General features: G+C 59.8%; 19 protein-coding genes and 3 pseudogenes. 10 read left to right on the top strand and 12 right to left on the bottom strand.

The genetic code is table 11. The annotated features are described in order from the left end of the window. Positions 1-176: 176 nt before the first annotated feature. From ACTJKM_RS34100 to ACTJKM_RS34090, 3 genes are all read right to left on the bottom strand, one after another. Positions 177-383 carry a hypothetical protein gene (locus ACTJKM_RS34100; protein WP_162764787.1) on the bottom strand — a complete coding sequence of 69 codons (207 nt, stop codon included), beginning with the start codon at positions 381-383 and terminating at the stop codon, positions 177-179. Positions 384-591: 208 nt separating this feature from the next. After that, positions 592-1,449 carry a TIGR02587 family membrane protein gene (locus tag ACTJKM_RS34095; RefSeq protein WP_058329287.1) on the bottom strand — a complete coding sequence of 286 codons (858 nt, stop codon included), beginning with the start codon at positions 1,447-1,449 and terminating at the stop codon, positions 592-594. 193 nt (positions 1,450-1,642) lie between these two features. Beyond that, a complete protein-coding gene (locus ACTJKM_RS34090) occupies positions 1,643-1,810 on the bottom strand; it encodes a hypothetical protein (RefSeq protein WP_113514483.1) in 168 nt (55 codons plus the stop codon). Between the two features lie 616 nt (positions 1,811-2,426). On the opposite strand from ACTJKM_RS34090, the gene ACTJKM_RS34085 reads away from it, so the two are divergent. Both ACTJKM_RS34085 and ACTJKM_RS34080 read left to right on the top strand, forming a co-directional pair. Then, a complete protein-coding gene (locus tag ACTJKM_RS34085; RefSeq protein WP_058329285.1) occupies positions 2,427-2,741 on the top strand; it encodes a hypothetical protein in 315 nt (104 codons plus the stop codon). A 324-nt stretch (positions 2,742-3,065) separates the two neighbouring features. Then, a complete protein-coding gene (locus tag ACTJKM_RS34080; protein WP_058329284.1) occupies positions 3,066-3,557 on the top strand; it encodes a YciE/YciF ferroxidase family protein in 492 nt (163 codons plus the stop codon). A 118-nt stretch (positions 3,558-3,675) separates the two neighbouring features. On the opposite strand, the gene ACTJKM_RS34075 is transcribed toward ACTJKM_RS34080, so the two are convergent. Together ACTJKM_RS34075 and ACTJKM_RS34070 are read right to left on the bottom strand one after the other, a co-directional pair. Then, entirely contained in the window at positions 3,676-3,903 is a 228-nt protein-coding gene (locus ACTJKM_RS34075) for a hypothetical protein (protein WP_156437073.1), read from the bottom strand. An 845-nt stretch (positions 3,904-4,748) separates the two neighbouring features. Then, the gene (locus tag ACTJKM_RS34070) at positions 4,749-5,189 is read right to left on the bottom strand and encodes an N-acetyltransferase family protein (protein WP_440639575.1); all 441 of its coding nucleotides are present in this window, start codon (positions 5,187-5,189) and stop codon (positions 4,749-4,751) included. Positions 5,190-5,256: 67 nt separating this feature from the next. Between ACTJKM_RS34070 and ACTJKM_RS34065 the strand changes: the two genes are divergently transcribed. Next, complete coding sequence (locus tag ACTJKM_RS34065; protein ID WP_197423530.1) at positions 5,257-5,508, top strand: hypothetical protein; 252 nt, start codon at positions 5,257-5,259, stop codon at positions 5,506-5,508. Between the two features lie 111 nt (positions 5,509-5,619). On the opposite strand, the gene ACTJKM_RS34060 is transcribed toward ACTJKM_RS34065, so the two are convergent. Beyond that, the gene (locus ACTJKM_RS34060) at positions 5,620-5,925 is read right to left on the bottom strand and encodes a DUF982 domain-containing protein (protein WP_082663711.1); all 306 of its coding nucleotides are present in this window, start codon (positions 5,923-5,925) and stop codon (positions 5,620-5,622) included. A gap of 615 nt (positions 5,926-6,540) precedes the next feature. Here ACTJKM_RS34060 and panD point away from each other — a divergent pair. Next, a pseudogene (gene panD, locus ACTJKM_RS34055) lies at positions 6,541-6,940 on the top strand (aspartate 1-decarboxylase); the annotation flags it as partial. A 95-nt stretch (positions 6,941-7,035) separates the two neighbouring features. Here panD and dinB read toward each other — a convergent pair. Together dinB and ACTJKM_RS34045 are read right to left on the bottom strand one after the other, a co-directional pair. Next, positions 7,036-8,121, bottom strand: coding sequence for a DNA polymerase IV (gene dinB, locus ACTJKM_RS34050; protein WP_058329281.1), 1,086 nt, complete (start codon positions 8,119-8,121; stop codon positions 7,036-7,038). A 7-nt stretch (positions 8,122-8,128) separates the two neighbouring features. Continuing rightward, positions 8,129-8,800: an SOS response-associated peptidase gene (locus ACTJKM_RS34045; RefSeq protein WP_058329298.1), complete on the bottom strand. Its 672-nt coding sequence runs from the start codon at positions 8,798-8,800 to the stop codon at positions 8,129-8,131. A gap of 244 nt (positions 8,801-9,044) precedes the next feature. On the opposite strand from ACTJKM_RS34045, the pseudogene ACTJKM_RS34040 reads away from it, so the two are divergent. Further along, a pseudogene (locus ACTJKM_RS34040) lies at positions 9,045-9,785 on the top strand (ImuA family protein). A 158-nt stretch (positions 9,786-9,943) separates the two neighbouring features. Beyond that, positions 9,944-10,468 (top strand): Hsp20 family protein, encoded by a 525-nt coding sequence (locus tag ACTJKM_RS34035; RefSeq protein ID WP_058329280.1) that lies wholly within the window; start codon positions 9,944-9,946, stop codon positions 10,466-10,468. Positions 10,469-11,694: 1,226 nt separating this feature from the next. On the opposite strand, the gene ACTJKM_RS34030 is transcribed toward ACTJKM_RS34035, so the two are convergent. Both ACTJKM_RS34030 and ACTJKM_RS34025 read right to left on the bottom strand, forming a co-directional pair. Beyond that, entirely contained in the window at positions 11,695-11,943 is a 249-nt protein-coding gene (locus tag ACTJKM_RS34030) for a hypothetical protein (RefSeq protein ID WP_058329279.1), read from the bottom strand. Positions 11,944-13,312: 1,369 nt separating this feature from the next. Next, complete coding sequence (locus ACTJKM_RS34025; protein WP_082663714.1) at positions 13,313-13,528, bottom strand: hypothetical protein; 216 nt, start codon at positions 13,526-13,528, stop codon at positions 13,313-13,315. Between the two features lie 726 nt (positions 13,529-14,254). On the opposite strand from ACTJKM_RS34025, the gene ACTJKM_RS34020 reads away from it, so the two are divergent. From ACTJKM_RS34020 to ACTJKM_RS34010, 3 genes are all read left to right on the top strand, one after another. Beyond that, positions 14,255-14,701: a hypothetical protein gene (locus tag ACTJKM_RS34020; protein ID WP_113514485.1), complete on the top strand. Its 447-nt coding sequence runs from the start codon at positions 14,255-14,257 to the stop codon at positions 14,699-14,701. A gap of 234 nt (positions 14,702-14,935) precedes the next feature. After that, positions 14,936-15,244, top strand: coding sequence for a DUF982 domain-containing protein (locus ACTJKM_RS34015; protein ID WP_082663713.1), 309 nt, complete (start codon positions 14,936-14,938; stop codon positions 15,242-15,244). A gap of 870 nt (positions 15,245-16,114) precedes the next feature. Then, positions 16,115-20,497, top strand: coding sequence for a PAS domain-containing protein (locus ACTJKM_RS34010; RefSeq protein WP_440661816.1), 4,383 nt, complete (start codon positions 16,115-16,117; stop codon positions 20,495-20,497). A gap of 72 nt (positions 20,498-20,569) precedes the next feature. Here the strand turns inward: ACTJKM_RS34010 and ACTJKM_RS34005 are convergent, their stop codons facing one another. Then, positions 20,570-20,830 (bottom strand): hypothetical protein, encoded by a 261-nt coding sequence (locus tag ACTJKM_RS34005; RefSeq protein ID WP_058329276.1) that lies wholly within the window; start codon positions 20,828-20,830, stop codon positions 20,570-20,572. A gap of 326 nt (positions 20,831-21,156) precedes the next feature. Here ACTJKM_RS34005 and ACTJKM_RS34000 point away from each other — a divergent pair, with 326 nt between their 5' ends. Continuing rightward, entirely contained in the window at positions 21,157-21,348 is a 192-nt protein-coding gene (locus ACTJKM_RS34000; RefSeq protein ID WP_058329275.1) for a hypothetical protein, read from the top strand. On the opposite strand, the pseudogene ACTJKM_RS33995 reads toward ACTJKM_RS34000, so the two are convergent. Next, positions 21,345-21,694, bottom strand: a pseudogene (locus tag ACTJKM_RS33995) (hypothetical protein); the annotation flags it as partial. The gene ACTJKM_RS34000 and the pseudogene ACTJKM_RS33995 sit on opposite strands and share 4 nt — an antisense overlap.

The following is a 21,694-nucleotide window of genomic DNA, read 5'->3' as shown; positions in this document are numbered from 1 at the left end:
CACCCCTTGCGGCCTGCGTTCGAGATCGCTCACCCCAGTGCTTCTTGAACATCTCTTGGTCCTTGACGAGAGAGGCGTTCCCTTCAATTTCAATGAATGTGCCGGGCTTGCCGAGCAGGCTTGGACGGGCAGTATAGGTGAGACCAACCTGGGTTCCTGAACAATGTCGCCAAAAGCTACGGTTCGCTAAAGCCGGTGGCAAAAATCCGGGATCGCCCCGCAGGCTCGTTGCGAAAGATCAATCCAGCACGCGTCCTTGAATGCATTGGGACATAGTCGAGTGTAATCTCAACCGTTTCGACAACAGTGTTTCCGGCGGTGATCTCGCCACGCACGACGACGTCGGCGGCAGTCCGGTCGGCCGCGTTTTCGACGTCGAACATGACAAGATATCCGCCGTCCCGGCTTGCGCTGCTGATCGTCTTGACTGACAGGTCCGGCGCTCCATCGCTCTGCGTCGCAGCTTCGAAGCCGACCCACCCGATCAGGGCTATCACACCGATGGCTGAGACCGACCCGGTAAGCCATTCGATCCAGTGACCTTTGCCACTTTCGATCGAGCGGGATTTCGACGGTTTTGCCATAGATCACCTAGAGAATGAGCCGCGCTGCCGCGGCGCCGATTGCGCTTGGAAATGCAAGCACCACCGTGCTCATGATCGCCTGGGTCAGTTCGATGCCGTCCAGCCGATGAAACGTCCAGAGACAGTAGAAGCTGATCGCAAAGGCGACGGCGTAGCCGGGGAGGGTGAAGCGGATAAGGGCATGCCAAAGGGGAGTGCCTTCTTCCAGTTCGTGTCCGCCCGAAAACGACAGCGCGTAGACAAAACCATGCATCAGCACGATGGACGAAACGATAAGTGCGATTGCGTGCCAGGGTGACATCTTGAAGGAAATCAGGATCATTTCCTCGGTCGGGGCGACATTCAGTCCGAGAAACAAGGCGCCGACGGCCATCATGAAGAGCTCGCCGCCGTAGCCACTTTGCGCATCATCGTCGACGGGGTCCTGTGCGTCCTCGTCATCATCGTCGCGCCCGCCCAATTCGCTGCGACCAAGCAATGCACCGATGCTGGCCGGAACCGTCTGAATGGCGATCATGCCTGCCGCCTCGGGTAGAGCCTGCCCGATGCTCAGAACGCCTAGGGCAGACAGCACGAAGGCGCTGGCCAAGAGACCCAGGAAATAGGCAATGCTGGCATCGCGCACTGCCTCATGCCAGGTCGAAATGTTTTCAAATCCGATCCGGCGCGCCAGAATGACGAGTAAGGGGAGGTTGACGAGGAGCAACAGAAGGAGCCTTGATCGGTCGATATAGAGCCCGAGTTCCCACATCTCCATCGTCAGGAACATAGGCAGCGCAAAGAGCAGTGCGCCAGCCAATCCGCGCGCCAGGCCCTTGGAAAATCGACTGTGGTCGAAATTGACATGCGTTTGCTCGATCGCCATTCCGGTCCCCCTTTCGGCTGCCCTCTAAACGTCGACAAGCTCCGCAAGTTCCTGGTCTTGGCGGGGCGGACCCCTTTTGCGGCCGAAGCTGAAAGGATGCGGTTGCTCAGCGCGCCACGATCCGTTTTCCTGATATGGACCTTGTTCTCCAGCGAATCCAGGATGTCATCGCAGAATTCGACATCACAAAGTTTCACGAATGGTCTGAAGCCCGCCGGGTGTAAACTGATCTCCAGCAACTCGCCCCGACGATATCGAAGCCGACGAGGAACGTGCCGTCCTCAACGAGCTTCTGGTGCAGAGTTTCCGCGATTGTCAGCATCTCTTTCGGGACGTTGTTGACGAGAAGGGCGATGCGCACGGCTGCTCCTAGCTAGGGTCGGTCATTCCCGGATCGCGCCGGCTCAGCCGGCATACCAAGCCCGTGGAACATCGCACCAATCAGAGTGTTGGGTGCAGGAAAGGAAGAGGCTGGCGATGGTCTTGATCCTACCGGAGTTCGATTGCCGAGGCGGCGAGGGAGCCGACATCTCGGGCCTCGTTGCGTCTATCAAATGTGCCTTGAATGCGGAGGCATTCTTGGAGACGCGAAACCTCACATTCAGGGTGCTTGGAAACAGCGTCATTATTGAAGGGGCAGTCGATCTGCCAGGCGGCGCAGACGTTGTTCAGCGGCTTGCTGAAAGTCTCGCCGACCCCGGCCGCGTCATCGTCAGGATCAGTTGTCTGCGCGATTGAGCCGCGGCGGCTGACATTCGAGCGGCGAGTGCTGCTGGGCAGAGCCCGGCCGCCTTTGCAATGAAAGTTACCGGTCGAAGGCCTCCTCAAAAAATGGCCCCCAAGGGAGGCCACTGGAGCGATGTACGTCAAACCAGACTTCGCCGCCCTGGTTCCCACCGGCGGCGTGTGGAGGGCCAGCAAGGGAACGTTTGATCGGCGCGCCGGTTGGACGGGGCCTCAAGAGAAGGAGATACGCCATGCCCCGCGGAGATAAATCGAAGTACACCGACAAACAGGAACGCAAAGCGGACCATATCGCCGAAGGCTACGAACAACGTGGCGTGTCGGAGAAGGAGGCGGAGCGCCGTGCCTGGGCCACTGTGAACAAGGACAGCGGCGGTGGCAACAAGTCCGGTTCGGGCCGCGGCCAGCCCGACACCAACGAATCCGCGAAAAAGGGCGGGCACGTCGGCGGTCGGGCTGCCGCGGCACGCCCTAAAGCTGAGCGCTCAGCATCCGCAAAGAAGGCCGCCGCAACGCGCAAGCGAAACGAGCACAGCACCTCGCACTAGTGCCACTGGGGCTCAGCTTGCCGCAATCGTGAAGTCATCGTTGACGCAATCGTCAATAGGGATTTTGGACGCAACCGTGCGTACGGCTCTAAGGTAAGCCCCTTTCCAATCAGCCGACCCCGCAAAGCAAAACCGAATAGGCGCTCGGCTGCGTTGGTTCTCATTCATTTTTCCTCGGGCGCGATCGACGCCCCGCCTGAACCTGTGCCGAGCGAAGGTCGTGCGCGTACGAGCCAAGTCTTCCAAACGCATTTCGTTCCCGTTCGGAACCATTGCAGCTGGGCGATGTTGGGGCGGCACCACCACATCGTAAAGGAGGTTGCCATGCCAGAGAAGACGCTTGAAACGCTGTTTCATGATGGCCTGAAGGACATCTACTACGCTGAACGGCAGATCCTGAAAGCGCTGCCGAAGATGGCGCGCGCGGCGCAACTGCCGGACAGCAAGGCAGCGTTCGAAAAGCACCGGGACGAAACCGAAGTCCATGTGGAACGCTTGCAACAGGTCTTTGAAATTTTCGGCAAGCGCGCCCAGGGAAAGACCTGCGAGGCCATTGAGGGCATTATTGCAGAGGGCGAGGAGATCATGGAGGAATTCAAGGGGAGCCCCGCACTTGATGCTGGCCTTATCTCGTCGGCCCAGGCGGTCGAGCACTACGAAATTTCTCGCTATGGCACGCTGAAGACCTGGGCTAAGCAGCTCGGGCTGCAAGAGGCGGTATCGCTCCTCGATCAGACCCTGCAGGAAGAAGGCGCCACCGACAAGGCCCTTAGCAAGCTTGCGGTGACGGCAGCGAACATCAAGGCTGCCGCCTGATGGCGTTTGGATGCTTGAGGGCGCCGTCGCCTCCAAGCGTCCATGCCGCTTCTTCGAATGTCAGTTTCAACTCTGTAGACCGCTAAGGCGTAGTGATGAAGCGCGTGGTCCTATGAGGTCATCGAAAGTGACGAACAAGCGCGACCTCGCAACGAATTTCAGGACGAAGATGGCTTCCGGCAAGAAGAGGAGCGACGACGCCGCGAATAGATTGGCGACGGACCCCACGGGCGATCACGTTGGTGCCGGGTACGCGGAAATCGACGATATACCGGATCGTCTGCTGATAGTCGCAAACAGGCTGCAAAAAGCCCTCGATTCGCGTCGAGTTGTGGCCAATGCCCAACGCCCAAGCTTCAAGGGGGTTCGAGGCGACCAGTGAAGCGGATCGAGGATGAGAAATGATACGGGACTTGCAGCAACTGCGGGTACTGGTTGCCGAGCATGAATTCATCGTCGCAAACGATATTTCGCCCCGGGCGACACCACCGATTTCGTTCACCCACAAGACGGGGCGAAACGGTTATGCTGGATTGTGGTATCCTGATCCGAAGTATTGTCCGTTCTGTTTAACGAAGCGGCCGGGGCAATTTCAGGGAATCGGAACGCCGCTCATCCGGTAGGCAAGCTCGTCGCGCGCTCGGCTGAGCCTGCTCTTGATGGTGCCGACTGCACAGTCGCAGATGTCGGCGGCTTCCTTAAGCTCAGACCATATCCAGCAACGAGGATCAGCACCTGGCGATGGTCGGGCGCCATGGTGTCGAGCGCGCTGCGCAGTTCGACGGTCAAGACGCACCAGTCCTGCCGTGCCGGCCTCGGGATCGGCAGCTCGGCGCAGTTAACGAGGCCCGTCGACGCAGCTTGTACTAAGTCCGGAAAGCGTTGTGCATGATGGTGAAAAGCGCCAGGACTTGATATTGGTTCCCGGTAGATGCGCGCAAAGGCCCTAAGCGCCGGAATGAGATCAACAACCTGGCTCCCCAGCGGCCGAGACCGCTGGACCGTTTCGGGCATTGCTAACTGCCTTTCGCACCCGCTACAGTGCAGCGGGCGGAAGTGACAGGGCGCCCTTGCGTCCCGCATTCAGCGGACAACTGCCATCGGCCGTGACGGTTGTTCCGCCGACACCGCGCCCGTGGGGTAGGCGAGAGACGGGGCTTCATGCGGGAGGCGCGGGTGCCCGCCGCAGAATTAGGCTTTCGCATTGAGCGTCATCTCGACCATCGTCGGGCGAAAGCCCGCTGCAGCAAACAGCCGCTGAGCAGCTTCGTTTCGGTGCGCTGTGGAGAGCACGACAAGGTCTGCGCCTCGCCCTTGCAGCTCTGCGATAACCGCGTCGAGCAGCATCCGGCCGACGCCCTGATTGCGCTTCTCCGGATCTACGAAAAGATCATGAACGACGCCTGCTGGTCGTCGAAGCGCCATATAGTCATACCCCTCGAGCGCGGCATACGCGTAACCAACGATCATTTCTTCCTGCTCTGCGGCGAGGACTACAACATCAGGCTTTTCAAGCTGGCTTCGCAGCCACCTGGCATAGGAAGCCTTCGTACCGGTTCCCGTCGCGATGAAGCGATTGGGATCCCATTGATGATGAAGCGCCATCAGGTCGGACCCGTACTTGCCGAGCACAGGCACATCTTCATCGCGGGCAGCTCTGATCGTAATCGTTGTTGGCATTTTGCGGCATGATCCATCGATGATGGGTTCGTTGAGACAGCCGGCTTTACCGCCTCGGCATGTATTACCTCCGGCCGAGCGCGAGCTCCGCTACTGGGCGCACAAGCTGGCTCGACGTCCTGTGCCCTATGGCGAACCTCCCGGTGGCAGCGATGACATTGAGGCGATGCTGATTTTCCTCCGTTCCAACGGCCGCCTGCAATCAACGAAAATCGACCGCCTGGAACAAGCCTACTGGGAAGATCAGGAACACGTGTACGAAGTCGGGTAAATTCGCACGCCATAACCGGGGGCGGAGCGGATCGTGGTGCAACGGGCGCCAATGCCGGGGGCTCGATGACTAGGAGCCCCCGCTTTCCTGCTCGTCGGTGCGCTGCGGTTGTCAGATTAATGGCTTGTGGCTGTGAGGTCCCGAGCGCGCATGATAATGAGCCGCAATCGCTGACGTTGCCATGCCAACCTCCAAGCACGCGCCGATGAAGGCCTCGCGCGCGACTGCAGATGGAACCGAGTGGTTCAACGCACCCCGGCACGTCACGACGGCTCGTTCATAGCCTTGCCCGTGCCGTATCGGCCATTCATGTTCTAGAAAATCCAGTGCGTCGTAGACGGATGCGAATATGCGGTTCGTTCCTGACTGTAAGCGAACAGATAATGGAACCGCCCAAACTACCTCAGGAAGGCGCATGATGTCCCCCCGTATTGCCTAACGGTTTGAAAAAATTAAAATAAACTATAAATGAAACTATACAGCGAGAAGCCCCGCCCATCAACGTTGATACGGTAGTCATCTCGGGTGGGCAGGGCTAGTACATTCGCCGTACGGATTGCGAGAACGCGGTGAGAACCTAGTCCCGGCCTCCGGCCATGGCTATCGCGAGGTGTCCGCGGTAGACTTCGGAACAACGACGATGGAGCTTGTCTGATCGCTGCAGCGCAAACCGCCTTCGACCCGCAGGTAGGCAGAGATCAGGAATACTGCGCGCTTTTGTGGCAGGCACCGAGCATCAAGAGATCCGGGGTTATCATTTGAACAGGCTGATATATTAGCAACGCCGTACCGGAATTGCCGAAAGCGACCTTCCTTGCGGGGGGCTTTGTTCGTATCTGAGTGCATCGGCTTGGGCCGATGGAGTTTCTTCCCCGCGTTCAGAGACCATCTGGATGCGAACCTTGCCCCGCCTTCCCCGGCGGGGCTTTCTTTTCAATTTCCGCTTGGCGATTGTCGGAGCGCGAAGATTTTCGCCTCGGTCGGCAGCGCCAAGGCGCGAGGAACCTGATCAACCGCGAGGCGTGAAAAAGTATGAGAAAGCTGGTCGCAGGGAAGCTCCATGGCATTTACGTCACCGAGGCGAACCTCAACTATCATGGGTCGATCACTCTTGACCCGGATCACTGTGAGGAGGCCGGCATCCTGCCGATGGAGTTCGTCGAGATCTGGAACAAGAATTCCGGAGCGCGTATCTCACGTCATCCTGGGTGAACGCGGATCCAGGTGCTGCATCCTCAATGGTGCGGTCGCACGGACCTGCCAGCCCGGCGACCAGATCATCATATGCAACTCGGTCTACCTCGAGGAAGGCCGGCTTACCTTGTTGAAGCCGAAGGTGCTGACCTTCGACGAAAACAACCAAGTGCAAGATCGCCTCAGCTACTCGGTTGGGGTCGATGCGTCTGGCAAGTATACCTTCGAAATCCTTGACGTTGCCCATACCGCTCATGGTGTCCGGCAGCTGATGGTCGCCGAGAGTCCGCAGCATGTTACGGTCGCTGGCGCGGCCGGCCCTTTGCGTCTTCGTCAAAGCGCTAATGAGAACTGCGGCGCGCTTTCGAGTTTGGCTGGTTCAAGCGACGACAGGATCACGCCCAGCAACCGGATGCCTTTCGGAGCAGGGAAGAGCGGAGACAACAGCATCGTCATGACCGCGGCAAGCTCGGTGGCACTGGCGATCGGTGTTGCAGTTGTCTTGCTCCTGGTGACCTGCGTGAAATCCGCCCATTTCACCTTGAGCGTTGCGGTCTTGGCGCGGATGCCGCTCGCCTCGCAATAGCGCCAGACCTTTTCGATCAGCGGTTCGAGGCCAGCCTGGGCGGTTTCAAAATCATGGACGTCCACGGAGAACGTGTCTTCCGCACCGACGGACTTGCGCACCCGGTCGGCCTTCACCTGGCGCTCGTCGATACCGCGGGCGATCCAGTAGAAATAGGGTCCTGATTTGCCGAAGTGCTGTTGGAGGAAGGCGATATCGTGGGCCTTCAGGTCGGCACCCGTTTCAATCCCGAGTTTGTGCATGCGCTCGGCGGTTGCCGGGCCGACGCCATGGAACTTCTTGACGGGCAGCGCCTCGACGAAAGCCGGACCGTTCTTCGGGGTGATGACGAAGAGGCCGTCCGGTTTCCTCTGGTCGGACGCCATTTTGGCGAGGAACTTGTTGTAGGAAACGCCGGCCGAAGCGGTCAGGCCTGTCCTTGCCTTGATCTTTGCGCGGATCTCCTCGGCGATCTCGGTCGCAACTTCCATTCCCTTGAGGTTCTCGGTAACGTCAAGATAGGCCTCGTCGAGCGAGAGCGGTTCGATCAGGGGCGTGTACTCGGCAAAGACCGCGTGGATCTGCTCAGACACCGCGCGATAGGCATCAAAGCGCGGCCTCACGAAAATCAGCTCCGGGCATTTCCGCTTGGCAGTGACTGACGGCATGGCCGAATGGACGCCGTATTTGCGCGCCTCATAGCTTGCGGCTGCCACGACGCCGCGGGCCTCGCCAAAGCCAACGGCGATCGGAAGCCCGCGAAGCTCGGGATTGTCCCGTTGCTCCACCGAAGCGTAGAAGGCATCCATATCGACGTGGATGATCTTGCGCAACTGCCTGAGTGTGTCTGTCACGGCTCGCTCACAGCAATAGTTCCTCGCCCGGCGATGGCGCAGGCGGCTCGACGACAACGAGCATGTTGCCAGGAAGCGGCCGCTGCAGGTGCTTCACCTCGTCCCAGGATCCCGTGAGCCACAAGTCGACCTCTTCAGGTGTGGTCAGGATCACCGGCATGGCCTTTTGATGGATCGGCGCGACGATCTCATTTGGGGATGTGGTGAGGAAGCCGAAGAGCTCGTATTCGCGCTCACCATCGCGCACACGCCTGACACCCTTCCATGGTGTCCAGAAGCCGGCGAAGAACATCAGCGGTCGCTCGTTGTTGCCGGCAAACCAGGCGTTCGGGATTTTCCCGCCGGGATCTTTGCTTGCCGGATCCGGCTCGGCAAAGGAGGTGACGGGCACGACGCAGCGACTGGTCGGCCCAAGCCAGCGTCTCCAGTGCGGAGAGGTGACGTTTCGGATGTTGGTAACACCAGGATCGTAGTTCTTCACGAAAGCCGGCGGCGAGGGCATGCCCCAGGTAACACGCGTAATCTCGCGTTGACCGTCGTCGCCGACGCGAACAACTGGCGCCTGGTACCCAGGATAAACGTCATAGGATGGCTGGTTCCAACCGGCCTTGTCGCGGAAGGCCTTGGTGAATGCGATCACGGCATCGCGTGTCGTCGTGATATTGTAGAGATTGCACAAGGCCTTCGATCCTCCGCTTTTCTTCTCCCGGTCTTTCATACCTGCGTTCGCGCGCCTCTGTCGCCGTTCCCCGGCGGCCGACGCATTCCGTTTGCGCGAGGCCGCGTATCCGCGTTGGCGTTTGGATAACAATCAACAGGCTCTTTTTCCGAAGGTCGTTGACACGCAACGCAAATAAGAACAAATACAGAACATATCAACAGGAAGCGCTAATGCATAGCCCTGAGGAGTCGTTCCTTCCAATATGCCCCGTCCAGTCGACAACATCGTCGTCTCAGAACTTCGCGAGCGCATCCAGCGCCTCGAAGGCACAAGCGGCCGTGGACGCCAGGTCCTTTCGTTTGGTGTTGCCGAGATTGATCGGCGCTTGCCGGGCGACGGGCTTGCACTCGGTTCGTTGCATGAGGTCGCGGGCGGCGGCAACGGTGCGATCGACGGCGCGGCGGCCGCACTCTTTTCGGCGGGTATTGCTGCACCTCGAAGGGCAAGGTGCTCTGGTGCGTGACGCGGCCCGATCTCTTCGCACCGGCGCTGGCCCGGGTGGGGCTGGCGCCAAGCCGCGTCATCTATGTGGAGGCCGGCGACGAAAAGGCGCTTCTCTCCTGCAGAAGAGGGCCTTCGCCACGGCGGACTTGGGGCCGTCGTTGGCGAGCTCGCACGTCTTCCGATGACCGCCTCGCGCCGCCTGCAGCTTGCGGCCGAAAGTTCCGGCACGATGGGCATCGCGATCCGCCGCTGGCGGCGCCAGGCCGAGGCCTCGGATTTCGGACAGCCGACGGCATCGGTCACGCGCTGGCGGGTGTCCGTCCTGCCGTCCGCCCCTTTGCCGGTTCCAGGCGTCGGCCGCGCGCGTTGGCTCGTCGAGCTCATCCGCTGCCGCGCCGGCGAAAGTGCCGATTTCGAAGTGGAGGCCCCAGATGCCAAGGGTCGTATCGCTCTTCCTTCCGAGCTGGTCCACGGATCGCCTGAGGCGCAAGCTTGGTGACGCTAAGGCCGCCCTCATTTTTTCTTTCCGAGCCCTTGAAACTGAACTTTTGCCAAACCAAATCGCTTATCGCCAGCCGCTAGAATCAGGGCTGGACTTGCTGGAAGTGTCATCTTTCGGCGCTTTCAATATCCATGTTGCTCAAGGAGGATATGGCTATGGCAACAACTTACGACTACGCACCGCTTTTCCGATCGACCGTCGGGTTCGACCGGCTCTTCAGTCTGCTCGAAAACGCCCAGCGGGCCCGTTCGATGAGCGATTGGCCGCCCTACGACATCGTCAAGACCGGTGACGATAGCTATCGGATCTCGATTGCGGTCGCCGGTTTTACGCGAGACGATCTCGACATCACGTTTCAAACCAACCTTCTGACGGTCGTTGGCAAGGAGCAGGAATCCTCGTCAGAAGCCTATCTGCACCGCGGGATCGCCGGGAGACCGTTCGAACACCGGTTCGAGCTTGCCGACCACGTGCGGGTGATCGGCGCTGACCTGAACAACGGTCTCCTGGAGATCGATCTCCTGCGGGAAATCCCGGAAGAGATGAAGCCACGCAAAATCGCGATCGAAAGTGCTACGGTGTTCGAACAGTCACCAACTCCGACGCAAATCGAAGCACCGAACGAATGCCGCATAAGTGATCTCGACGAACTGGGCGCCGTTCGCCTGGCGCCCATTTAGAACCCGGGTTGGAAAGGTAGGCTGCCGTTATGCACCCCCCACCAGCGAAGATGGCATCTTCGACATGGAGCCTCGAGATGGAACAACTGGGTAAACAAGTGGCTCCCGACACCACAATTCAAATCACACCACCCAAGCATTACAACTGGAGCGCGCCGGATATGGTCACCTGCCTCTGTTGTCGAAAGAAGCGCCCGGCCACGAGCATGGATGCAGATGGCTGTGGCATCTGTGAAGAGTGCCTGGCGCCCTGACGACGGTGCAACACGCGGTCGTCTCCATCGCAAGTCGTTCGCTCGACAAGCGGGCTTCGCGCTGGCGGCGTCGTTCGTCGAACCCTGCAAGCAATGCGATGTCGTGTTTCGAAGATCGCTCTTGAAAAGTGGGTCGGCGTTTGCCGTTTCCCTGATCGATCGCGGGCACTATCTCACAGATTTAGCAGCTTGTTGCTGGCCAAGTACTCGCGCCAATGCCGATCCTTTAGATCGCGGCGCGATCCCCATACTGATGTCGAAGAATTCCCAATACAGAACTTCGGCCTCTGAGATCATGGCCTTCAGGTCGGCCACGGTAGCGACCTTCCGGCGGTGGCCAGACGGTGTAGACTTTCAAACTCACGTCGCCGACGGCGACAGGGTTCGCATGAGCGTGGACACGCGTACACCGAACAAATGTAGCCACGGCTGGATCTAAGGAACCTCACTGTCGATACTTGCACTGTTGGAGAGAGCCTGATCTCCGAAGGCCGGACGGTTTGGTTTGCGAAGCCTTGCCCGTGGTGCAGGTGACACGCTCGGGAATGAGAAACGAGCTGACAGCAGAGCTCAGGGAATGGCGGAATCCACGGCAACAACGCACGACTACGCACCGCTTTCGTTCGACTGTCGGCTTCGACCGGCTCTTTCAATCTGCTCGAAAACGCCCAGCGCCCGGACCGCATTGTGACCACGGTCTCAATGACGGAGGAGCCTGTTTCCTTGCGTCGGTCGGGCGCTCTCGATCTCGACTTCGCGACCGCTGGCTCAGCCGTCGTTCGCACGAAATCCCGACAAGCAAAACCGCAGCCCCGGGTCCTTGGGGCTGCGGTCCTGCGCGCCAGTTGTGAGGTGCAGGGACAATGGTGACGACCACAGATTGCAGGTGCCGAAGTTAATTTAGTGTTGCGTCATGGATACGGATTTTCATCCGTGAAATCGTTCAAAGCCGCACGTCGGTCGGGTCCTCATTTATCGCCAGTAGCCCCGCCCGCTATTGACAGATGACCTTCCCAAAACATAGCCGATGGTGAAGGCGAGGGCGCCAATAATCACTCCCAGAGTGGTGGCGGTGTGAGGATGTTCTGCTGCTGCGGTCGCCACCGCGCTTGTCTCTCGCCTCACTGCTTCAGTGGCTGTTTGGGCAGCCTTACGGACGCCGGCGAGAGGTTCATCGGGTGTGCCGGTGAAGCCCGCTTTTAAATCGTCGTCTTTGGCCATGCTTGTATCTCCTGTCGGGTGCGCAAGACAAACGGATGACGGCGCCATCGGTTCCGAAGCGCCACCTATCCAGGGTCTCTGTCCGGTGTTCTCGCGGAACCAAACAATTTTCCGGTTGTCAGCGGTCACATCGTGGAGGGTGTCATGGCCAGAAGAGCATCCCGAAGAAGGTTGCTGGTTACAAAGTCCCCAAACCTTTCCGGAAGTCGGGAGTCGTAAAAGGGCTTCTGGCAAGCGATATCGGTAGGAATGTGCTGCCAAAGCCCTGAAGGCCGCAGCGGCCGCCGTGCTTGTCGAGGAACAAGGCGACATAGCCGATGCCGCCGGCAAGGGCGCCCGCTGGAGCAAACGGGCACTGGGGATTGCCGGGAGTGCTGTCAGCCACGCGACGGAGGCGGCGATCGGCGTTATCCGGAAGTCTGCGCGAGATGTACTTCCAGAGAAGCTGAGACCGGATGCCAAAGAACGCCTTCGCCAAGGCGCGGTTCATTAGAAGCCGCGCCGGCCCACCAAGAAGCAAGCGGCGCGGGACATGGAACGATATCTGACAGGTCGGCTCGGGCGGCACGGCATGGAAAAGGCGGCTGCGGCCGGAGTGGCCTTCGCGGCCCTCTCGGCTCGCCGCGAAAGTCGGTTAGAGCTTCATGCTGCAGGCGTCGTTTGCGCAAACGCAGCGGCGGTTACAGCGCTCAACAGCGCCGCCGCAACGATGGTCATGGGGGTTCATGAACGTGGCCTCTGCTTGTAAATCGGATTGATCCCGCTCTCGAACCCTGAGGGTGCGATTTGGTTCCGGCGCAGAGGCACTCGGGGATCATCGAACGGGATTACCACTCAATCGCGCTTGAACGCAACTTGGCCTTCGACCTCCAGTATGGGGCGCTGTAGCCTGTCTGAGCGTCATCCGATGTGCCGACTTGTTAACGAAAAATATAAGCATATTTTAATTAACGATCGTCTGCCGCAGTCTCGCCGGCTGCGGATGTCGCTTGGGCGATCAGCCGTCCTGACTGAGCCTCCGACCAGTTTGGCGGAGGCTCTTTTCAGGGATCGAGGGCGGCACGTGTCTCGGGTGGCGCCCTCGCCCGCGCGCGAACGCAATCTCCGACAGCGGGACGTCCACCGTCATATCATTCCAAACTCGCAGCCGTGTCGACCATAGTCTGGCTTGCCGGGACAACCAGTTCAACCAGCGGGCGTTTCAACAAGTCTCTCGTGGTGGCGCGAACTCGAACGGCGCGAGTTTCGGTACTCGCCGGCGACCGTCAGCAGCCTTCCTTTTAGACATGAAACCCGAAACCAAAGCATCGCTGAGAATTTATCCTCAGGCGGATCTTGGCGATCGCTTGGCAGGTGAGGTGGGAGATTTTCATCTTCCAGGATTTTGTTTCTCTCCCGCGCTTCTGCCGTCAGAGCTCCTCGATCGTTCCTCGAAGCGTTCTTCCCCTTTGGCCAAGGGACTTCCTTTCTGGCATTCGATCCGTCGCTCTTCTCTTTCAGCGCTCTCTTGCAAGCCCCGCGCTGACTCGCGGCCCTCAAACGCCGGGCCCTTTGCTGTTTCAGTGGAGGCAGGATCGGAAGACACCGTTTGCCTGGGGTCCGGGCTAAGTTCAGGCCCTTCTGCATTCGCGCTCGCGACCGCATTGCCCGACCGAATACCATTCAAAGCCGCGCGTATCTCGTCTTCATCCCATCCGGCCTGGACCGCGGCAGTGATCAAATCGGTGTCGAAATCTCGCAAAGCACCTGTCGGGTCGTGAGTTGAAAGTGTGGACGAAACGCACTGGTAGCAGTCGGCAAGCCGCTCCGCAGTACCTTTCTGGGTTCTGGGGGATGCAACATATGTCATGATCTTGCCTCGCCTCGGGCTCATTTCTGCAGGAGCGATCGTACAGCTGAAGCACTAACGCCTGCTCTGTTGTTACTGCCGTGCAAACTTCCGGTCCTGCGAAATGTTCCTCAGCCGGCAGCTTCCCACCGGAGATCGGGGCGCGGGATTTTCACTTGGTGCCCGCGGACAGCCGCTTAGACAACGCCGCCAGGACAATCCATGGCCGAACCTACCCTGCATCATCTCTATCGCGGTCTTAGCTCTGAGCCCGACTCTTCCGCTGCCCGCCTCTCGAAGGCGCTAAGGGATGTAGCGTCCGTGAACGTTGTTTGGCAATGGACACATCCTCAACTCTCCGATCGCTGTCGAGCCGGGCTTTCCGCCGCGCCGATTTGCGAAAGGCCCTCAGGCCGGCCACTCGAGGGAAGGGAACTTTCCGTTCAAACTAATGTTTCTGACTCAACGACGAAAGAGATGACGATGTCCAACAATGCGAAATATGGTGACGAGGTGAAGTCCACCGGCGAAAGCCACACGGAATTTGGCAGATCGGTGGAAAGCAAGGCTCAAATTGCCGACGCATGCCGAGCCTCAAGCGATTCTGGCGCTGAAACACTGAACGTCTACCGCTTGGTGCCGATCGCCGCAAAATCCGATCCTCGATGGCAGAGCGCACTTAACCAGGGCGAAGTTGTGGTCGCTGCCCGCACGTCTGGGGACGCCCGCATCGTCGCGTCCGCGTGCGAACTCGACTATATGGAGGTCGACGCCGCCCCTGCCGAAGGTGTCAGCACCTCGGATGCGAGCGCGTTTCGGGACGAAAAACTATACACGGTCATCGAAGTCGAACATGCAAAAGCAGGACTGGTACGCGGCCTGTTGGAAGGTGAGACATCGGTCGTCACGATCAAGCCGGTGCAGATCTGACTATAACAAGGCTCGATCTTGTCAACGTGTCTCTGGGCCAATTGCGGGATCACGTGCGTGGTGAGATGCAGATGACAGCAATGTCGACGTCGAAGGACGAAGGCGGTAACCGCGCTGCGAATATGCGCTCCCCCCTGTTTCAGCGCGTTTATTGGTGCACGAGCCAGCGACTGAACGATATCGGGAACACGATTCTGTTTTGGCGATTTGGAGACGTTCGAGAAGGAGAACGTCATGGCAGAGGATCGTTGGGAACGCGAGGAACGGCACGGACGCGATATAGAGAAGGCAGGGGGCAAACAACCGGCACCCTGGAATGAAAGTGTCGTGATCTGTCTGCCCGATGCACACCACCACTTGTTGGTTGGATCGGCCAGTCAAGCGGCAGCGGTTTTGCAGAACAATTGGACTGGATCCAAGTCCGATCCCGCATATCAGGCGGCTTTGACCGCCTGTCTCGAAGCTGTCAATGGTGATTTGCCTGGTTACATGGCCCGGTTGGCGTTCGAGAAAGTCGCCCGTGATGCAGGGGTTTTGCGCTGAAGCCAGCAACGATTGGTGGAAATGGTCGTTAGCAGGCTTTCTAATGATGCTCTTGCACAGCCGCTGACGCCGCGGGAGGCCATCTGGGGTCTTCCACGGTGGCTACTGGTTGACATTGTTTGTTTGACGAAGCCTCCCGCAAAAACCGCCGAGGAACGGCAAGCGAACGCCGCATTGGGACGATGCCCAGGCGGCACGCGTTAGCTATGATTCCGTCTCGCCTGATCGCCAAGTGGGTGCGAAGCCCGCAAATCTGCTCCACTGGCAAAGGAGCCGGCCCAAACGTTGAAGGGACTCGCGCAAGGGGCCGATTTCGTCGAACTCATGCTAATCCATCCTTTGTTCGGGAACACCCCGGTTTGCGTTCGGAATTGTTTCGAGCACTAATCTATTTCAATCAACAGGACATGTTGCTGGTCGAGGACTTGAATGCCAATCATAGAAATGGGTCCTGGGGAGGCCGTTTCTTGGTGCAATCGATGAGATGCCTACGCCGTCGCACCTGGTTCCTCCATAGTAACGTCTACGCGTTCGTTTCCTTCTCCAAGAAAATGAACAGTTACCATTCCCGAGTCTCGGCTAATTATAGTGCCAATATGTTGCATACCTCTACCTCCATAATATATCTGCAGAACTGCAGCTTTGAGCCGATATTCCCGCCTTGGCGAAATCACCGGGGTTACCTCGCTGAGGGACGAGGCGGCCCCCAGTCCTTTTTGTAGCCGCCAGTCCATCAGGCTCGCTGACCTCGAAGACGTTCCTCGATACAGCGGTGTAATTGCGCTAAAATGACATATGCAGGGGTGACGCAACGTCCGCGCACGGACGTTCATGATGAAACGCCATCGTGCAACAACGGACAGGCGTGCCATGGAAAGAAACTCAATTGTTAGGAGTGACGGTACGGGGCACGCAGGGACGGCGATCGACCATGCGCGCGAGCGCGATCTCATCGCTACGCAGAACATTCCCGTCGTCGGCATTGGCGCGTCGGCCGGCGGGCTCGAGGCGCTGGTAAGCTTCTTCGACGCCATGCCGGCCGGCAGCGAATGCGCATTCGTCGTGGTGATGCATCTCGACCCGAACCGCGAAAGCGAAATCGCCCGCATTCTGGGCAGCCACACTAAAATGTCGGTGGTGCAGGTCGAGGACGCTCTGGCGCTCGCACCCAACCACGTTTACGTCATCGCTCCCGAAACTGATCTCAAACTGGAAGCGGGTGGATTGAAAGTGTCGCGGCCGGCAGAGCCTCGCGGGCAGCGGCATCCGATCGACGTGCTGTTCGGCTCGATCGCGGCAGAACGCCGCGAGCGCTCGGTTGGGATCGTGCTTTCGGGGACCGGAAGCGACGGCACCCAAGGCCTGAAGGAGATCCGGGCCGAAGGAGGAATGAGCATCGTTCAGGCGCCGGAGACGGCCAAATTCGATGGCATGCCCCGAAGCGCCATCACGGCCGGTCTTGCCGATCACGTGCTGGCGCCGGACAAGATGCCGGCAACCCTGATCGCCTATGTCAACCATGGCTACGTTTCCGACCCCGCCGGGCGGGAGCCCGATCGTGTGAACGGGGAGGCGATCATCGAGCAGATTCTGGAGGTCGTGCGTGCTCGAAACGGGCACGATCTCGGCGGCTACAAGCGCAACACGCTGCGGCGGCGCATCCATCGCCGCATGGGGCTCCGGAACATCGCCACGACCGTGCGCTATCTCGAGCATCTCGGAGGCAATCCGGAGGAGGCGGCCGCTTTGGCGTCGGACCTGATGATCAGCGTGACCGAGTTCTTCCGCGATCCGGAAGCATGGACGGCGCTCGCCAGCCTTGTGATCGCGCCACTCGTTGCAGAACGCGAGAGCGGCAATGAGATCCGCGTCTGGGTTCCGGCCTGCTCCACGGGAGAAGAGGCCTATTCCACCGCCATGTTGATAACCGAGGAGGCGGAGGCTGCCGGAAAGCGGTTTGACCTGAAAGTCTTCGCTACGGACGCACTGGAAGACAATCTGCGCAAGGCCCGTGACGGCATTTATCCGGTGGCCGCACTCGCGGACTTTCCGCACGACCGTATCCGTCGCTTCTTCGAAAAGCTTGACGGCTCCTTCCAGGTCAGGAAGGAGCTTCGCGACACTGTCGTGTTCGCGGCACACAACGTGCTTCACGATCCGCCGTTCTCGCGGCTCGACCTCGTTTCCTGTCGCAATTTCCTGATCTATCTGGAACCCGAGGCGCAGCAGCGCGTCATCGCCCAATACCATTTCGCGCTTCGTCCGGGCGGGCATCTGTTTCTCGGCAATGCCGAGACGATCGGACGGCATGACGAACTTTTCGACACCGTCTCGAAGAAGTGGCGCATCTATTCCCGCACCGGACCAACCCGCCACGATCTCATCGATTATCGGCTGCCCCGCGGATCGGCTGGCGCGGGAACTGCGGGCGAGCCGCTCGCGACGCCAGCAGAAGCGGCGACGCTGGCCGAGACTGCGCGTCGCGCCCTGCTGGAGCGCTACGCGCCTGTGTCCGTGCTAATCGACCACAGGGGCCGTGTCCTCTATTTCCATGGGTCGACTGGCGACTACCTGGAACAACCTTCGGGCGAGCCCACCAGAGACCTCCTCGCCATGACACGGGACGGGCTGGGTTTCAAGCTGCGCGGTGCTCTGCGACAAGCAACGAAAAGCGACAAGTCCGTCACGGTTCACGCGCGTGTGCGGCAAAACGGATCGTCGCGAAGGGTCGCAATGAGCGTGATGCCGCTGCCGGTCTCGCCACTGGGCGGCAAACTGGTTCTCGTGAGCTTCGCGCCGTATGAAACGCCCGCCGGCTCCGGCGACGCGGCCGTCCACGACGTCTTCGAAACGACGTCCGGCGAGCGCGCGCTTCAGGAAGAGCTGATGTCAATGCGCGCCGAGTTACGCAACACCATCGAGCACCTCGGGACCGCCAACGAGGAATTGAAGGCCTCGAACGAGGAAGCAATCTCGATGAACGAGGAGCTTCAGTCGACCAACGAGGAGCTCGAAACCTCCAAGGAAGAGTTGCAGTCCTTCAACGAGGAGCTGAACACCGTCAACAGCCAGCTCCAGCAAAAAATCTTGGAGCTGGAGCGCACCACCGATGATCTGAACAACCTGCTGGCGGGCTCGGAGACGGCAACGCTGTTTCTCGACGAAAGGTTGGCAATCACCTGGTTCGCACCGGCGATGAAGGAGCTTTTCGACCTCGTGTCGTCCGACATCGGTCGGCCGATCGCCCACTTTGCACGCAAGTTCTCCGACGAGAACCTACTCGCAGACGCGCAGAAGGTTCTCAACAAACTCACGACCATCGAGGCCGAGATTCCCGCCGACACCGGTCGCTGGTACCTCAGGCGTATGCTCCCCTACCGTGCGCGAAACCGCATCGCCGGCGTGGTAATCACCTTCAGCGATATTACCGAGCGGCGGGCAGCCGCTCAGGCGGTCGACGCGGCGCGGCTCTACGCCGAAGCGATCGTCAGGACGGTTCGGCAGCCATTGATCGTTCTCGACGCCGAACTGCGCGTGGTCTCGGCCAATCCCGCCTTCTATGATCTGTTCAAGGTGTCGCGGAAAGATACGGAAGGCAGGCGGCTCTATGCGCTTGGCGACGGGCAATGGGACATTCCCGCCCTCAGGACACTGCTGGAAGAGGTGCTGTCGAAGGATCACGAGATCTGCGACTACGAGGTCGAACACGAATTCCGCGATCTTGGCCCGCGCTGTATGATGCTCAACGCTCGCAAGCTCTCCGAAGGATACGGCCGCGACGAACTGATCCTGCTCGCCATCGAGGACATTACCGAACGCAGAGAGGCGGATGGTGCCATTCGTGGCAGCGAACAGCGCCTGAAGGATCTTATCGGATCGCTGCCGGGCGCAGTTTACACCACCGACGCCGCGGGCCGGATCACCTCCTACAACCCGGCTGCCGCTGAACTGTGGGGACGCCATCCGGATCTCGGCACGGATGCGTGGTGCGGTTCCTGGCGCTTGTATCGACCCGACGGCAACCCCTTGCCGCATGATGAGTGCCCTATGGCGGTTGCCCTGAGGGAGAAAAGGCCGATTCATGGTGCCGAAGCGGTGGCCGAGCGAGCGGACGGCGTGCGCGTGCCCTTCCTCGCTTATCCGACGCCCTTGCGCGATGCGTCAGGCAAGGTCATCGGGGCCGTTAACATGCTGGTGGATATCAGCGAGCGCAAGCAGGCCGAGGCGGTGGCGCAACGCCTCGCCGCGATCGTCGAGTCATCGGACGACGCGATCATCAGCAAGTCGCTCGAGGGCATCGTCAAAAGCTGGAACATCGGCGCAGAGCGGCTGTTCGGCTTTACTGCTGACGAAATCGTCGGTCAGTCGATCATGACCCTGGTGCCGCCGGACCGTAATGACGAGGAACTGGATATCCTCGCGCGCGTCCGGCAGGGCGAGCACATTCAGCACTACGAAACGCTGCGCCGACGCAAGGACGGAAGTGAGGTCTGGGTTTCGCTGACCATATCGCCGCTGAAAGCTGTCGCAGGCATCGTCATCGGCGCCTCGACGATCGCGCGGGACATGACCGAGCGCCAACGCGCCGATGAGCACCGTAAAACGCTGATGGGCGAGCTCAACCATCGCGTCAAGAACACGATGGCCGTCATTCAATCCATCGCGGCGCAGACGCTTGGCCACGCATCGACGCTGGAAGAAGCGCGGGAGGCTTTCGGGTCACGGCTGATCAATCTGTCCAAGGCCCACGATGTCCTGACGCGAGAGAGTTGGCAAAGCGCGGACCTGCGCGAAATCGTCGCCGATACCGTCAGGCCCCATGCCGGGGGAGAAAACCGCTTCCAGATCGGAGGCCCGAGCATTCGGCTTTCGCCGAGTGCCGCACTGGCGGTTGCCATGGCATTGCACGAGCTCAGCACAAATGCTGCTAAATACGGCGCGCTGACCTCAGAGAGCGGCCGCATCCTGATCGCTTGGCAAATCCAAGGCGATGGCGCCGATCGGCAACTCGTTCTGCGTTGGCAAGAAAGCGGCGGGCCTCCGGTTGTTCAGCCAACCCGCAAAGGGTTTGGCTCGCTTCTGATCGAACGGGCGCTGGCTTCGGAACTTCGAGGAGAGGTTCGCGTTGGGTACGAGACCTCCGGCCTTGAGTGCACGATCATCGCACCCATCTCCGCTGGTGAAGAGTTCCTGGGAGGACGAGGTGGCCAGAGCGGAGGCGCGGCGAATCCTGATCGTGGAGGATCAAGTTGAGGATGCTGCACGAGATCGGGACGCGGGTGGGTAGACTGGCCCTAAACATTTAGATGCCACGTTTTCACGTTTTCAATGAAACGCCCTTTCATTTTGTCTCCCAGCAGCGTGCTCTTCCACCATTTCGCTGATGATTTCGTCCAATGCTTCGAAGCGGGCCTTTGAGCTTGCGACGCGCCTCGATCCACTCGGTCTCCGCCTTGAGGCCGCGTTTCCAAGCTTGCAGGTGTCGACAATCAAGGCGTTCTCCCGCACCTCAGTGGCTTTCACGCCCAATACTTCGACGAAAATTGCCGTCACTCGATCGGTAATGTCGGCTCGCATGATTTCCATGGCTTCCTCCTCTTAGATCGTAGCCTGGCACTGAGTGGCAGGCCTGGCTTTAGGCCGATCGGCCCACCTTTCTTGCAACTTCCCGCAGTATCTGATCGACGACCTGTGGCTCGCAGTGATCAGGGGTGGCGCCGCCAGACTCGAAAGCCCCGAAATTCTGGCCATAGATGACGCGTCTGTGAAGTCGAACGCTCAGACGAAGGGCCCCGGGTTCAACCCGTTTCGAACCTGGGGCCTTTTGATGTCAGATCACTCTGCTAAAGACGTGCGCCGCGACAAAGACAGGCAAGGCCGCCAGAGCGAAATCACTGAAGGAAGGTCGGCTAATGGGCCTCGCCGCTTGGATCGGCCTTTGGGCAACTCACCCTTACCAGAACGCGACCCTCGCCGGCTATGTCTTCCGCCACCCGCCGCGTATATTCGTCGGCGTCGGGAGCGTCGACCAGCCCTTCGATGACAACGGTGTTGCCGCAGGCTCGAAGGGTGAAGGCACAGACGATCGCCTCCGCCTCTACTAACCAAAAGTCCCGGCGATCAGCCGGCACCAGTGTTCTCCGGCAATGCCGTTGAAGAAGCCTTGTCCGTCCCGGCAGGCCTGGACGATTGCCGGGTCACGGGAGTGGAGCACTGTTGAGTAAACATGGACGAAGGCAATCCGACGTCCGAGCATGGCTTCCATAAGTACCGGCTGTGTCCGTCCCCGTAGGCCCGGGAGCCCACGCTTGGCGGCATGATCGACAAGACAGTCGATGACCGGGCCAGCCTGGCCCGGCAGCGCCAAAACCTGCAGCACCCGTCCGATCGCGCCTGCCTTGGCGTAATAGGCGAACGCGCCAACGAGCGTGCCGGTGCGCGCCGTGGCCA

Origin of the sequence: Ensifer sp. 22460 (genome assembly GCF_052044935.1) — a bacterium.
Classification (GTDB): domain Bacteria; phylum Pseudomonadota; class Alphaproteobacteria; order Rhizobiales; family Rhizobiaceae; genus Ensifer.
Note: the sequence above shows the minus strand (reverse complement) of the source record. Positions and strands in the feature narration are given on the sequence as shown.

Bases quoted from the DNA above. Each gene is read 5' to 3' on its own strand.
- ACTJKM_RS34005 (WP_058329276.1), bottom strand. From the start codon at position 20,830: ATGGAAATCATGCGAGCCGACATTACCGATCGAGTGACGGCAATTTTC.
- ACTJKM_RS34065 (WP_197423530.1), top strand. From the start codon at position 5,257: ATGATGGGTTCGTTGAGACAGCCGGCTTTACCGCCTCGGCATGTATTA.
- ACTJKM_RS34035 (WP_058329280.1), top strand. From the start codon at position 9,944: ATGGCAACAACTTACGACTACGCACCGCTTTTCCGATCGACCGTCGGG.
- ACTJKM_RS34085 (WP_058329285.1), top strand. From the start codon at position 2,427: ATGCCCCGCGGAGATAAATCGAAGTACACCGACAAACAGGAACGCAAA.
- ACTJKM_RS34020 (WP_113514485.1), top strand. From the start codon at position 14,255: ATGTCCAACAATGCGAAATATGGTGACGAGGTGAAGTCCACCGGCGAA.
- ACTJKM_RS34030 (WP_058329279.1), bottom strand. From the start codon at position 11,943: ATGGCCAAAGACGACGATTTAAAAGCGGGCTTCACCGGCACACCCGAT.
- ACTJKM_RS34010 (WP_440661816.1), top strand. From the start codon at position 16,115: ATGGAAAGAAACTCAATTGTTAGGAGTGACGGTACGGGGCACGCAGGG.
- ACTJKM_RS34000 (WP_058329275.1), top strand. From the start codon at position 21,157: ATGGGCCTCGCCGCTTGGATCGGCCTTTGGGCAACTCACCCTTACCAG.
- ACTJKM_RS34060 (WP_082663711.1), bottom strand. From the start codon at position 5,925: ATGCGCCTTCCTGAGGTAGTTTGGGCGGTTCCATTATCTGTTCGCTTA.
- ACTJKM_RS34100 (WP_162764787.1), bottom strand. From the start codon at position 383: ATGTTCGACGTCGAAAACGCGGCCGACCGGACTGCCGCCGACGTCGTC.
- ACTJKM_RS34095 (WP_058329287.1), bottom strand. From the start codon at position 1,449: ATGGCGATCGAGCAAACGCATGTCAATTTCGACCACAGTCGATTTTCC.
- ACTJKM_RS34015 (WP_082663713.1), top strand. From the start codon at position 14,936: ATGGCAGAGGATCGTTGGGAACGCGAGGAACGGCACGGACGCGATATA.
- ACTJKM_RS34080 (WP_058329284.1), top strand. From the start codon at position 3,066: ATGCCAGAGAAGACGCTTGAAACGCTGTTTCATGATGGCCTGAAGGAC.